The 13,951-nt window shown below is 37.6% G+C and carries 9 protein-coding genes; 7 read left to right on the top strand and 2 right to left on the bottom strand.

What is annotated here, in order from left to right:
* Window positions 1-45 precede the first annotated feature (45 nt).
* The 6 genes from cysK to ACM03V_RS19325 all read left to right on the top strand — a co-directional run bounded on the left by cysK (window position 46) and on the right by ACM03V_RS19325 (window position 7,434).
* Complete coding sequence (gene cysK / locus ACM03V_RS19300; RefSeq protein WP_414622416.1) at window positions 46-1,008, top strand: cysteine synthase A; 963 nt, start codon at window positions 46-48, stop codon at window positions 1,006-1,008.
* A gap of 15 nt (window positions 1,009-1,023) precedes the next feature.
* Window positions 1,024-1,722, top strand: coding sequence for a DnaJ domain-containing protein (locus ACM03V_RS19305; RefSeq protein ID WP_414622417.1), 699 nt, complete (start codon window positions 1,024-1,026; stop codon window positions 1,720-1,722).
* 457 nt (window positions 1,723-2,179) lie between these two features.
* Window positions 2,180-3,406: a sensor histidine kinase gene (locus ACM03V_RS19310; protein ID WP_414622418.1), complete on the top strand. Its 1,227-nt coding sequence runs from the start codon at window positions 2,180-2,182 to the stop codon at window positions 3,404-3,406.
* A 134-nt stretch (window positions 3,407-3,540) separates the two neighbouring features.
* The gene (locus ACM03V_RS19315) at window positions 3,541-4,902 is read left to right on the top strand and encodes an RNA-guided endonuclease InsQ/TnpB family protein (protein WP_414622419.1); all 1,362 of its coding nucleotides are present in this window, start codon (window positions 3,541-3,543) and stop codon (window positions 4,900-4,902) included.
* Window positions 4,903-5,005: 103 nt separating this feature from the next.
* Window positions 5,006-5,878, top strand: coding sequence for a 6-carboxytetrahydropterin synthase (locus tag ACM03V_RS19320; protein WP_414622420.1), 873 nt, complete (start codon window positions 5,006-5,008; stop codon window positions 5,876-5,878).
* 560 nt (window positions 5,879-6,438) lie between these two features.
* Entirely contained in the window at window positions 6,439-7,434 is a 996-nt protein-coding gene (locus ACM03V_RS19325; RefSeq protein WP_414622421.1) for a glycosyltransferase family 2 protein, read from the top strand.
* Between the two features lie 103 nt (window positions 7,435-7,537).
* Here ACM03V_RS19325 and ACM03V_RS19330 read toward each other — a convergent pair whose 3' ends face one another.
* Together ACM03V_RS19330 and ACM03V_RS19335 are read right to left on the bottom strand one after the other, a co-directional pair.
* A complete protein-coding gene (locus tag ACM03V_RS19330) occupies window positions 7,538-8,458 on the bottom strand; it encodes a class I SAM-dependent methyltransferase (RefSeq protein ID WP_414622422.1) in 921 nt (306 codons plus the stop codon).
* 403 nt (window positions 8,459-8,861) lie between these two features.
* Window positions 8,862-10,511, bottom strand: coding sequence for a DUF3352 domain-containing protein (locus ACM03V_RS19335; protein WP_414622423.1), 1,650 nt, complete (start codon window positions 10,509-10,511; stop codon window positions 8,862-8,864).
* A 710-nt stretch (window positions 10,512-11,221) separates the two neighbouring features.
* Here ACM03V_RS19335 and ACM03V_RS19340 point away from each other — a divergent pair.
* Window positions 11,222-13,816 carry a M1 family aminopeptidase gene (locus ACM03V_RS19340; protein WP_414622424.1) on the top strand — a complete coding sequence of 865 codons (2,595 nt, stop codon included), beginning with the start codon at window positions 11,222-11,224 and terminating at the stop codon, window positions 13,814-13,816.
* Window positions 13,817-13,951 lie beyond the last annotated feature (135 nt).

Raw genomic sequence — 13,951 nt, forward strand, 5'->3', positions numbered from 1 at the left:
ATTACCAATTACCTTACTCCCTACTCCCTATTCCCTATAAAAAAAATGCGTATTGCTCGTAATATTACAGAACTTGTTGGTAGAACTCCTTTAGTACAACTCAATCGCATTCCGCAAGCCGAGGGTTGTGTCGCGAATATTGCGATGAAGTTGGAAAGTATGAATCCTGCGGCATCGGTAAAAGATCGAATTGGCGCTAATATGATTAATGCCGCCGAAGCAGAAGGTTTGATTACTCCTGGAAAAACGCTTTTAGTGGAACCGACTTCTGGAAACACAGGAATCGCCTTAGCGATGGTAGCGGCGGCTAAAGGTTATCAATTAGTGTTAACAATGCCAGATACGATGAGTTGCGAACGAAGGGCAATGTTGCGAGCTTATGGGGCGGAACTACAGTTAACGCCGGGTATTGAAGGCATGAGCGGAGCAATTCGACAAGCCCAAAAAATTGTTGATACTACACCTGGCGCGTATATGTTGCAACAGTTTCGCAACCCTGCAAATGCGAAAATACACAGAGATACTACCGCAGAAGAAATATGGCAGGATACAGACGGTAACGTGGATATGGTTGTAGCTGGGATAGGAACCGGGGGAACAATAACGGGTATCGCCGAAGTCATTAAAGCACGTAAACCAGATTTTAAGGCGATCGCCGTTGAACCAGCTTCGAGTCCCGTGTTGTCGGGAGGAAGGCCTGGATATCACAAAATCCAAGGAATTGGAGCGGGATTTGTTCCTCAGATACTAAAAGTAGAATTAATTGACGAAGTAATTTCTGTTACCGATAGTGAGGCGATCGCCTACGGGCGAAGATTGGCTAGAGAAGAAGGATTATTGTCGGGTATTTCAACGGGAGCGGCTTTATGTGCGGCAATTCAAGTTGCTAAACGTAAGGAAAACGAAAAACGTTTAATTGTATTGATTCAGCCCAGCTTCGGAGAAAGATATTTAAGTACGCCGCTGTTCCAAGATTTGGAAGATAAGCCAGTTAGTAGCATCAACTAACGATAAATCGGAATAATGCCAAAATCTAATCACTACGAAACTCTTAATATTGATAGGAATGCAAGCCAAGCGGAGATAAAACAAGCTTATCGCCGCTTGGTAAAGTTGTTTCATCCCGACGTGAATCAACAAGCAACAGATAGGGAAAAAATTATTCGTATAAATGCTGCTTATGAAGTTTTGAGCGATACTCAAAGTCGTCAGTCTTATGACAGACAAATGCATTACAGCTTTGAGAAAAGGAATAGCAAAAGACAACAACGGACTCAAACAGCGCAACAACAAGAGAAAAAGAGACGCAAGACGAGACGAAATGCCGACGAGCAGGTTGAGGAATGGCTGCGCTTTGTATATCAGCCAGTTAATCGCTTTGTATGCGGTATTCTTGATTCGTTAGACGAACAAATCGAAAAATTAGCAGCAGATCCATTTGACGATGAGTTGTTAGAAGAGTTTGGAGATTATTTACAAAATTGTACGGAAGAGCTAAAGCTTGCACAAACTACTTTTCATTCTTTTCCTAATCCTCCTAGCTTCGCCAGAGCTGCGGCTCATCTTTATTACACTTTGAGTCAAATTAGTGATGGTTTAGGAGAGTTAAAATATTTTCCTCTCAATTTTGATGAAAGTTACTTGCACGCAGGACAAGAAATGTTTCGCATTGCGACTCAATTATATTATGAAACACAAGATTCTATGGGTGCTTACAAATAAATAGCAGTAATTTTTTGCGGGAAATTGAATTTACGGACATAATAAACAAGATTTTTGAAAAAGAAAACCAATTTATTTCGATGCTAGTCTCAGTGAAAAAGTCTTGTTAAGATAGTATTCTTTAATTTTTAAGAAAAGACTTGTTTTTCGCTACATATTAAAATATTATTTATTTTCTAAGAACTATCGGATTATTGGTGTATTCAAAATCTAACTGCTTTTGCTGTCAAAAAATATTTTTCAGACTTGGATTGTTCGCAGTAATGAAAATTAACCGGCTAGCATATCTATTTATTATTAAGATAATAGGAGATTAGACTAAAATTGTTTAAAATAATGATGCTAAAGCCTTTTTTTTTGACAAATAATAATTATAAAATTGTTATATCTAAGTAAATACTTCGATAGAAGGGGCATTTTCCTTCCAAGCGCAATCAAGTTATTCAAAGCCCAGAGAATGGAAATACAAAAAAACCTAATTTTAATTGTTGATGATAACATTGATAACCTCAATATCTTATCTGATGTGATGCAAGTACATGGACATTGCGTGTCGGTTGCTAGTGATGGTGAAAGTGCGTTGAACGAACTAAAAGCTATTTCTCCCGACTTAATTTTATTAGATATTATGATGCCGGGGATGGATGGATTTGAAACTTGTATGCGGTTGAAAGCGGATGAAAAAACAAAGGATATTCCAGTAATTTTCATGACGGCTCTTGCAGATACAGCAGATAAAATTAAAGGATTTAAAGTTGGAGCCGTAGACTATATTACTAAGCCATTTCAGCATGAGGAAGTAGTTGCGCGAGTCAACGTACAGTTAAAATTACGAAATTTGAATCGTCAACTACAAATATCCCAATTCAAATTAATGCAGGCTGAGAAAATCTCATCTTTAGGGCAATTAGTTGCTGGTGTTGCCCATGAAGTAAAGAATCCTGTCGGCTTCATCGGTGGTAATTTAGAACATACAGGTAATTACGTACAAGACTTAATTAGTTTATTAAACCTTTATCAAAAATATTTGCCAAATACACCAGAAGAAATTACACATAAAATTCAAGCAATCGATTTAAATTTTATATTAGAAGATTTACCAAAAATGATTGTTTCAATGAATCTAGGGATTGAGCGAATCGGCGACATTATGCAATCGCTACGTAAATTTTCACGTAAAGACGCAACATATAGAAAAAGTGCCGATATTCATCAAGGAATTGATACAACTTTGATGATTTTATCTCATCGATTGAAAGCTAACGAAGTTCATCCCAAAATTGAAGTTATTAAAGAGTACGGCGAGCTACCTGAAATTGAATGTTTTCCGGGACAACTTAATCAAGTATTTATGAATTTGCTCGCAAATGCTATTGACGTATTTGAAGATAAAGCTAAAAAGAATGAATTTTTTATTCCTCAAATTCGTATTAGCACACAATTAATCAATGATAATAGCCTAAAAATTATAATTGCTGATAATGGCTATGGAATGTCTGAGGAAGTGCGAAATAACTTATTTAATGCTTTCTTTACTACTAAACCAGAAGGGAAAGGTACTGGTTTAGGGCTTTCAATTAGCTATCAGATTATTACAGAAATTCATCATGGTACTTTAGAATGTTTCTCTTCGCAAGGTGAAGGTACGGAGTTTGTAATTCAGATTCCGGTGAAATTAGGGTGATGGGGAGATGGGGCGACAAGGGGAATTTTAACTATTAACCTTTAACCTCAATTACTCCTTACAGAAAAACGAGTTGAAAGCCCTTTGTTTTTAAACAAGGGATGAAAACGAGAAATGATAGTTTTAACTATCCAATGACATGGTACAATATATCTAGTTTTATAGCAAAACAAATGTATGGATGTCAGCAAGTTTTAGTAAAGCAAAATAAAGACTTGGTTGCAATATTAGAATTTTTATGTTCAGAGTCTCATAAACTCACAAACATGGGAATATACTATGCAAGACAGTTATATTTCAAAGCTAAAAAAGGAATTGGGAAATATGATTTAGAGAAGATATATAAAGACAATAATCATTATCAAGTATTGCACTCGCAAGCAGCACAACAAATATTAAGAACAGTCGCTGAATCATTTAAATCTTTCTATGGTTTAATCAAAGCATACAAAGAAGGAAAAATAACTAATAGACCCCGAATACCGAACTATAGAAAAAAGAGAGGTATGGCTACAGTTAGTTATCCCAAACAAGCACTGAAATTAAAAGATGGTCAAATAAGAGTTCCGTTGGGTAATACTTGTAAATGTTGGTTTGGAATGGATAGTTTTCATATACCAATACCAACAAATATTAATTTTGTGGACATCAAAGAATTAAGAATACTTCCTAGAAACAAATGTTTTTATATTGAGTATGTCTATAAAAAAGAAATAGATAAAACTGAATTAAATCAAGATAATGTGCTGGGAATAGACCCAGGTTTAACCAATTGGTTAACTTGTGTATCTAATGTTGGAACCAGCTTTATTATTGATGGCAAGCAAGTTAAATCTATGAATCGTTGGTACAACAAAAAAGTATCGACGATAAAAGATAATAAACCCCAAGGTTTTTGGAATCATAAATTAGCCGCTATAACTGAAAAACGCAACCGTCAAATGCGTGACGGTATTAATAAAGCAGGGAAAATAGTAATCAATCATTGCTTAGAAAACAACATAGGGACTATTATTTTTGGTTGGAGTACAGGAAAGAAAAATCAAATAAAATTGGGTAAAAAGAATAATTCCGAATTTGTCCCCATTCCTACAGCTAGACTCAAAGATAGAATATATCAACTGTGCGAACAATATGGAATTACATTTATAGAAACTGAAGAATCTTATACAAGCCTTTCATCGTTTTTAGATGGCGACTATCTGCCGAAATATGGTGAGAAACCCAGTGATTGGAAGCCGTCAGGAAAAAGAACAAAGCGTGGTTTGTATAGAACATCAAATAATTTTTATATCAATGCGGATGCGAATGCTTCTGCCAACATCATCCGCAAAGTAAGCAGGACGTTAAAGTTAAACCTTGACCAACTGTGTAGGGGCGTTTTGACTAGTCCCACCCGAATAAATCTTTGGGTGACAGCTAATAAAGATAAAAAGTGTAGTGAAGAGGATTTATCCCTTCATGGAGCATCCTTATTAGAATCTCCTCGACTTTAGTCAGGAGAGAAGTCAATTCCTTAAACGTACTTAATACAAGATTTAGTTTATGCTGGAAGCAGTGAAACGTTAAGATATCTTAAATACTGTTTTCTAGATACTCATGCAATGCATTGTAAATCGCCGCGCTCAGTTTTCGGCAAGTCATCGGTATTGGTTCCCCGAATTAAGCATGGCGGCGAATATTGAAAAATTTGGTGCTTGTGCTAATTTTCCTGGGCACGGACATAACTATGTTTTATTTATCTCTCTTCAAGGGGAGTTAAATGAATATGGTATGGTACTCAATTTATCTGACGTTAAACAGGTAATAAAACGGGAAGTCACCAGTCAATTAGACTTTTCCTATCTCAACGATGTTTGGGAAGAGTTTCAGCAAATTTTACCGACAACTGAAAATATTGCACGGGTTATCTACAAAAGATTATCGTCTTATTTACCTATAGTTCGCGTGCAGTTATTTGAACATCCTCAACTTTGGGCCGATTATATGGGAAATTCAATGGAAGCTTACCTTACTGTAAGTACTCACTTTAGCGCCGCTCACAGATTAGCTAGTCCAAAGCTGAGTAAAGAGGAAAACTTCGAGATTTATGGTAAGTGCGCTCGCCCTAACGGACACGGACATAATTACCATTTGGAAATTACCGTTAAAGGTGAAATTGCAGAGCGTACTGGTATGTTAGTCGATTTAGGTGCTTTGAATAAAGTCATAGATGATTATGTCATTGAATCATTCGACCATACTTTCCTCAACAAAGATATTCCTTATTTTGCCGAAGTAGTTCCTACGGCCGAAAATATAGCGCTGCATATCAGTAATTTACTGCGTAAACCGATCGCAGAATTAGGAGCAAATTTGTCCAAAGTTAAACTTATCGAAAGTCCGAATAACTCCTGTGAAATTTACTGTGAGAATCAAGAATCTAACTTAAGTATGATGACACAAGATAAACCTGTTTTAGCACGGTTGTAAATTACTCATAAGAAAGGTTTTACAGCCTTTCTTCGTCATTTTTTGGACATCGAGCCTTAAAAAGTTTCTTATAAGTACTATTATTACTTGTTAGGTTTTTTGCTTTGATTTCATCTGTAAAATAATAGTAAACCCAATACTCGACTTTATCCGATTATTTTGTTAAATAAAATACATTTTAATTCTCTACATAAACTGAAATTGTTGATTTGAAAATATATTGCGACCGTTTAAAATTTTTAACTTTGACATATTTTTTGAACTTCAAATAAAAGTATTTTAAAATATATCTTTAGACGTTACTACTTGGTTAATTAAATATTTATAATTAAAAACAAGCGATATGATATAAGTAATTTTGCTCATGATTCTTACGGGATAATTTACTATCAACTTATATTAGTATTGAATATTTTTAACGGTGCTTTCAGTCAAAGTTTTTTTAAGGTAGAAGTTATTGTTCGGCATGAACAAATATCCGAGATTTATCTTCAATATGCTTTGATTAACTTCTTCTATCAATATTCACTTATTCAAAATTAGCAATTCAAGTTCAAGTTATGTCCTTACAAATGGATTCTCAACAGGCTTTGGTTAGCGTGATTCTGCCGGTTTACAATCGCTCAATCTATTTAAAACAAGCAATTCAAAGCGCTCTCAATCAAACTTATAAAAATATTGAAATTATTGTATCCGATGATTGCAGCCCAGAAAGCCCGCAGAAGATAGTAGAATCTTTTGATGACCCAAGAATTAGATTTCGTCGTAATTCAACTAATTTGGGAGTAGCAGGCAATATCATTACTACTGTTAAAGAAGCACAAGGAAAATATATTGCCAGTTTGAACGATGATGATGTGTGGAATGAAAACTTTTTAGAAAAACTAGTTCCGCAGCTTGAGAATAATCAAAATTTGGTATTGGCTTTTTGCGACCACTACATAATAGATGATGATAGTAATATTGACGAAACAGCCACAGAGGAATGCACTCAAGCCTGGAAGCGCAATCAATTAAAAGAAGGAGTTTATCAACCCTTTTATCAAATTGCATTGATCGATCAAGCCGTACCTAGCTCTGTCGCAGCAGTGATTCGGAAAGATGCTATTGATTGGGACAAATTCTCCCCTCAAGCAGGACCTTTTTGGGATTTATATTTAACTTATATGGCTTGCCGCAATGGTGGTGGAGCTTATTATTCTCCAGAAAGATTGAGTCAATATCGCGTCCATGCACTATCTGAAACCATGAATATTGGTGGTAAAAATACCAAAGCTAAAATCCGAGGTGCAAAGGCGACAATTTTCTGCTTTCGTCAATTCATGGAAGATGAAGCGTTACAAGAATTTAAAAGTTACTTTCGCAAGCAATGCTTACACGCACAGACTACTTTAGCCATTGGTTTATTGCGTAACAACAACATAACAGAAGCAAGACCTTTACTTCTAGGTGCTTTGATTCAACAAAAGTTTAATCCAAGAACGATCGCAGCATTCTTGATTAGTTTTATCCCCAAACCATTAGCACGTAAATTACTGATTGGGCATGGAGTGTAGGAAAGTTAGGAGTTAGGAGTTAGAAAATTTTAGATTTTGGATTTTGGATTAATATCTTCTTGTCTCCTTGTCTCCCCATCTCCCCCTCTCCCCCCCCATCACTCTAATCCGCAACTCTGGCTACCACAGTCCGATGACGTGGGCTGCTGGGAGTAATTGTAGGAGTTTGGAAACCGGCTTCAATTAAGGCTTGTTTGATGTCTAAGGTAAAGTAATCATCTAAATACGGTTCGGTACTCTTGAGTAAAGTAAATACATAACGTGGCATTTTTAGATAAGCTTCGGATTCGGGATTCATGCATTTTATTGCTAAATGACCGTCTTGTCGCAATACTCGTCTTGCTTCTGTAAAGATTTGTCGAGTTGCTGACTGGGGTAATTCATGACAGGTTAGATAAATTGAAACTAAGTCAAATGTTGCATCCGGTAAACCTGTAGATTCTGCTGCGGCGTGAACCCAGTTAATATTAGCTTGTCGCTGCTGCGAACGATAATTAGCCACCGATAGGAAATAGGGAGATAAATCTAAACCCGTAACTTTGGCTTGGGGATACATTTCTTGTAGAGCAAAACTACTTAAACCGACACCGCAAGCCATATCTAAAATATCTTGTGGTTCGGGAATTTCTGAAGCAAGGATATTGTGATAAGAAGCGCGTAGTTTTGAATCTCCTGCTAATTCACCAGCTTGATCAAAAATTGTCGAGTGAACTGTTAAAGCTGCAACTTCTAATTCCAACGCGGGTTTCCAACCAAGATTACCTTGTTCGTAAGCGTGGAATGAAGTGAGGTAATAGTCGGGATAAGCAAGACTGGGATTTTCTACTTTTTTGATTTCACTTTCCCAATCAACTGTTTTCATCTCTTCCACTTGCTTTTTCCAGGGAACACCAATTCTTTCCCCGCGTTTAACCATCATTTGACGGGCTTGATGCTTTGCGATTCCGTACAGTGGCTTGATTCCCAGCAATCCATTTATCAAGCGTGTAGAGAATGGAGTAGTATTTTTTGTAGCGATAACCATCAGTAATATTAACTAATTAAGTTGTTGATTTTGGAATTAGGAAAAAATTTGCCTGTAAGAATAATAAGCCTTGAATCCTATTTTGCTTTAATTTGAAAAGAATATTTAACAGAAGATAGGAATTGGGAATTGGGCATAGGATAAGGAGAGGTGGTAGGGTGTTGACTCTGTGCTTTTTTAGGAGATTAAAAATCATCCAAAAAACTTGTTGGCATTAAAGATAAAGCCCTCTCCCCCTTCCCCTCTCCCCTTCTCCTGGAGAAGGGTGCCCGTAAGGGCGGGGTGAGGGAAGGTAGTATGAAGAAAAAACGGAAAAATCCTATCAAAGTGAACAGCCTAGTAGAGGGGGTAGAGTGGGTAGATAAAATTAACTCTTAACTGCTTACTGGTTACTGCTTACTGGTTACTGTTCGCTGTTCTTTTTTAACGCTAGCAACATTTCCATTTGGGTTAGGGAATCCGACGGGCTGGTTGCGGTAACGCCGATTCCACGAATTGAGTTGAGGATAGCGGTTGCTTCTGGTGTTTGTGGTGAAAAACGAGTGACGAATGGTAGGGCTTTAGTCATGTCTAGGTAGAAGTAACCACCGTTTTCTTGTGGTAATGTTCTTGTTATTCCCTGGAAACTTTGGCTGTCGTTGAGGGGTTTAAACTCTTTTTTAGCAAGCGTTTCAGCTATGGAACCGCCAACGGCTAATAGTGCTGTATTGTCCGAGAGCCAACCGTGAGCTAGTAATGCACCTTGTCCGGGAATTTGCCATTCTGTGATTTTTTTGCCGTCGATGTCTTTTTGAGCTATTTTGATTGATTGCCCTTTGGCAAGATTGTCTAATTTATCAAATGTGGCTTCTGCTGTTTGGCGATCGCCGGTGTGAAATAGGAATGCACCACCGAAACCAATTTGCTTTAATAATCCTTCATTTATAGGAATTGCGGCTATACCAAACTCGCCATCCATCCAGCCAAATACCTCTTTATCTAAGTCAATATTGAGTTGTTGTAATTGTCCGCGTGCTTGTTGAAGTACTACGTTAAGTTCGGGGGTGTCTTTTGCTTGTTCTGCAAAAACTGTCCACCATTTACTAATACCTCCTCCACTGACTAAAGCTATTGTATCTTGGGGGACTTGGGATAATACTTTACCAGGTGTATTTTCGTATTGAAATTTTACTCTTTGCGCGTCTAGGTTGGTGTTTGCTTTGACTCGTAATCCCGAATCATCAACGCCGATTCCGGCAACAACGGATTTTATCTGCTTCAACTGTTCTAAGGTTTGTGGCGGCAGCTGTTGCGCTTGGGGATTGGTAGCAATTAACTCTTTTACCAAACTTGAATAATCGGGTACGTAAACCTGTGCGAGGGTGTTCTCCAAATTAAGGTTATTTCCGATAACTTGAGTGGCACCTGTTTTAGTTAAAAATGAAGGTTCTCCTTTATAAGTGTCGATCGCCTGCGTTACAGCATTCTGAGAAGGAGAAAATAATACGCGATCATTTAATATGGTGCTGTATGTAGGACTTCCTTTACCTTTAGTTTCTTGAATTTTCTGACCTTTATATTGTATCTCTTTGATTTTGACGTTTTTCTGCTGTTTAAGCTTGGTGGTGAAATTTAAAGCTTCTACTTTATCTTTTATTCCTACCACCATTAGGATATTTGGTTCTGGTGATGATTGAGGCTTATTTTGGGCGGGTTGAACGGCTGGTGGAGGTAATACGGCTACCATGACACCACCAACCCAAGGTTTTAAGTCTTTATCGTAAGTAATGCTGTCATCGCTGGAAAAATTTTCATTCAAGTTTTTTAGTCCCGCAGCTACCAATTTTTGTGCTTCGGGAGTACCAAATTGTTCTAACTTTGACCAAATGGCGGGATCTGTGGCAATATAAGTTGCCATCATCGCATCATCTGGAACTAGTTTAGCGCTAGCAGCAGCATCAGAAATACCTCCAGATGGGCCACCTTTCAAATATAAATAAGTAGCAATACCGCCAACAACCACTACAGCAGCAGCAATCGCGGGAATTAAAAATTTAGGCTTAAGTTTAGGCATTACAGTATTTTCTTTAATATAACGATAACGATAACGATTAAATCAAAAAGTTAGGATTTGGGCATTGGGCATTGGGCATGGGTAATTGGTAATTGGTGAAACACTGCGTTGGGCGGGTTCCCCGACTTGTAGCAAGTGTTGAACCCCAAGGGTAATTGTTATTTATTCTTCCCCCATCCCCTTTTCTCCCCATCCCCTTGTCCCCCTCTCCCTACTCTCTTCTTCAGCTTTTATACTTCATATTCCACATAACACATTATCGGTATTTACTGATAAAACTAGTAATTATACATAGGATGGGGTTTAAAATTTGACAAAACTTACGTCAATAAGATAATGCATTAACAGCTATAAAATTAACAACTATAAACCTTTAAATGTTTTTCACCTCTATAGGACTAAAGTGTAACGGTGACAAACAATTCTAATCTATATAAATCTTGCTTAAAGTATTTTTACTCGGAAAAAACCAGATGAGAATTAAAATAAGTAATGCGCTTAAGAGTAAACGGGGTTTGTAAACACGCATATTGCACAAAGAAACTGGGTTTCACCAAACTGAAAACATTATTATCTCGTGCCTGCTATTTGCAAGAAACCCGGTTTATCGTTGAGGTGCCGTAGCTATTGATAAAGCAAGTTCACAAAAAATTGTTATTTTTTATTAATTAAATTGAGAGTTTTTCCAATTACAAGGTCAAAATAAATCGATGTTGCAGTCATATTTCGATACCGAAAATCAGCGCCAAAAATCTTTTGTTTCACCAGGTGCAAAACCGCAGTACAATCCGGATAGACCCGGACAGGTAAAGCATATTTTTCTGGATCTTAGTTTGGATATCCCAAACCAAACTGTTCGCGGCACCTGTAAAATAACTTTGGCTCCGATAAGTAACGGTGTAGAACGCTTACACTTGGATGCTGTTAATTTAACTATTGAGTCGGTTTTTATTGGAGAAATTTCACAAAAGTTTGATTACGATGGCGAACATCTAGATATCGAACTTAATTCTCCAACTCAAATTAATCGGCGACTTGATATTATTATCGCTTACTCGGTGGAAAAACCGACTCGCGGTATTTATTTTATTCAACCGGACGAACATTATCCCGATAAACCTACTCAAGTCTGGACTCAAGGAGAAGACGAAGATTCGCGATTTTGGTTTCCTTGCTTTGATTACCCCGGACAATTATCTACTTCGGAGATTCGGGTAAAAGTTCCTAAACCTTTGAAGGTTATTTCTAATGGTGAATTGATAGACAACGAGGAAGATGGAAAAAATAAAGATAATCTTGTCTATCACTGGCTGCAAAAGCAGGTTCATCCCACTTATTTAATGACTCTGGCTGTAGGTGATTTTGCTGAAATTAGCGACCAATGGCATGATAAACCCGTTACTTATTACGTAGAAAAAGGACGGGAAGCAGATGCTAAACGTACTATGGGTAAAACTCCTCAAATGATGGAGTTTCTCAGCGAAAAATATTCTTACAATTATGCTTTCCCTAAATACGCGCAAGTCTGCGTTGATGATTTCATTTTTGGGGGCATGGAAAATACTTCTACTACGCTGTTAACTGATAGATGTCTGCTCGATGAAAAAGCAGCGGTTGATAACCGCAATGCCGAAAGTTTGGTTGTGCATGAATTAGCACATCAGTGGTTTGGCGATTTAGTAGTAATTAAACACTGGTCCCATGCTTGGGTTAAGGAGGGAATGGCTTCTTATTCTGAAGTAATGTGGACGGAACGCGAATATGGTTCTCAAGCAGCAGATTACTATCGTTTGCAGCAAGCACGACGCTATATTAATGAAGATAGCAGTCGCTACCGTCGTCCGATGGTAACTCACGTTTACCGGGAAGCTATCGAGCTATACGATCGCCATATTTATGAAAAAGGTTCGTGCGTTTATCACATGATCAGGGCGCAGTTGGGAGAAGAGTTGTTTTGGCTGGCTATTGCTACGTTTGTTAACAATAATGCCCATCAAACTGTAGAAACTATAGATTTGTTACGAGCAATTGAAAAAGCTACTGGTCGTAATTTAACGTTTATTTTTGACCAATACGTTTATCGTGGCGGACATCCCGATTTTAAAGTTACTTATGCTTGGGATGGGGATGCGAATTTGGCGAAGGTGACGGTGGAGCAAACTCAAGTAGCTGGGGACGATAAAAATAAGGAAAGTTTCTTCGATTTAAGAATTCCCATTGGTTTGGGCTATATAGATCGAACTCATGAATTGAAAGTTTTTACGGTAAAGGTTTCGGAAAAAGAGCAGAGCTTTTACTTTCCCTTGGAGAAAAAGCCCGATTTTATCAGCTTTGATGTAGGGAATCACTACCTAAAAACAGTTACTTTAGAATATCCCATCCCCGAATTGAAAGCACAGTTACTTCACGATGCAAATTGCGTTTCGCGGATTTACGCAGCCCAAGCTTTAGCAAAGAAGAATAGTTTAGAAGCTGTGAAAGCACTATCGGAATCTTTGAAAAATGATGATTTTTGGGGTGTACGGGTAGAGGTAGTCAAACAGCTAGCGGAAGTTAAGTTAGACCAAGTTTTTGATATTTTAGTTGAGTATCTCTCAGATGAAAACCCTTACGTGCGTAAGGCTGTAGCGCAAGCACTTGGTACGATTAAAACTAATTCTAGCTATGAAGCTTTGAAAAAATTGTCTCAAAATGGAGATGATAGCTATTATGTTGAAGCTGCTGCTGTTGCTTCTATCGGTTCGATTGCTGCCACAGTGGGAGAAGACAAACCCGATGAAGCAGAAGTAATCAAGCTGTTTGAAGACATTTTGCAATCTAAAGCTGGCTGGAATGAAGTTGTCAGAAATGGCGCGATCGCAGGTTTATCTGAATTAAAAACCAGCGAACAAGCTTTAAATTTAATCCTGGATTATACCAAATTAGGCGTTCCGCAACCTCTGCGTTTAGGTGCAATTCGTGCTTTAGGAAAAATCTCTGTTGGGCAAAGTAACCTCAATTTAGAAAGAATTTTGGAAAGATTGAGCAACATATCTCAAGAAACTTTCTTTTTAACTCAAATTGCTGTAGCAAGCTCGCTCGGACAAATGGAAAATAAAAAAGCTATTGGAATTTTACGTACTTTAGCCGAACAAACTCCCGATGGGCGCGTGCGTCGTTATGCTGAGGAAGAAGTTGACAAATTGGTTCGGAAGACTTCATCTAATAGTGCCGTAAGTGATTTACGCTCCGAAGTAGAACAGCTTAAGCAACAAAATCAACAACTTAGAAGTCGTTTGGAAAGTTTAGAAGCTAAATCGAAGTAATGCAACATCAAGCTGTTAATAACCTCCTAATTGCTTCATAAGTAATAAACCGAAAAAATCATCTTCACTGCTGAAAAGATTGTAGTGAAAATGATTTTTTTGCTAAGGATAAATATAAATCTAATTAGACAGAAG

Source organism: Calothrix sp. CCY 0018, assembly GCF_963920925.1.
Classification (GTDB): domain Bacteria; phylum Cyanobacteriota; class Cyanobacteriia; order Cyanobacteriales; family Nostocaceae; genus Rivularia.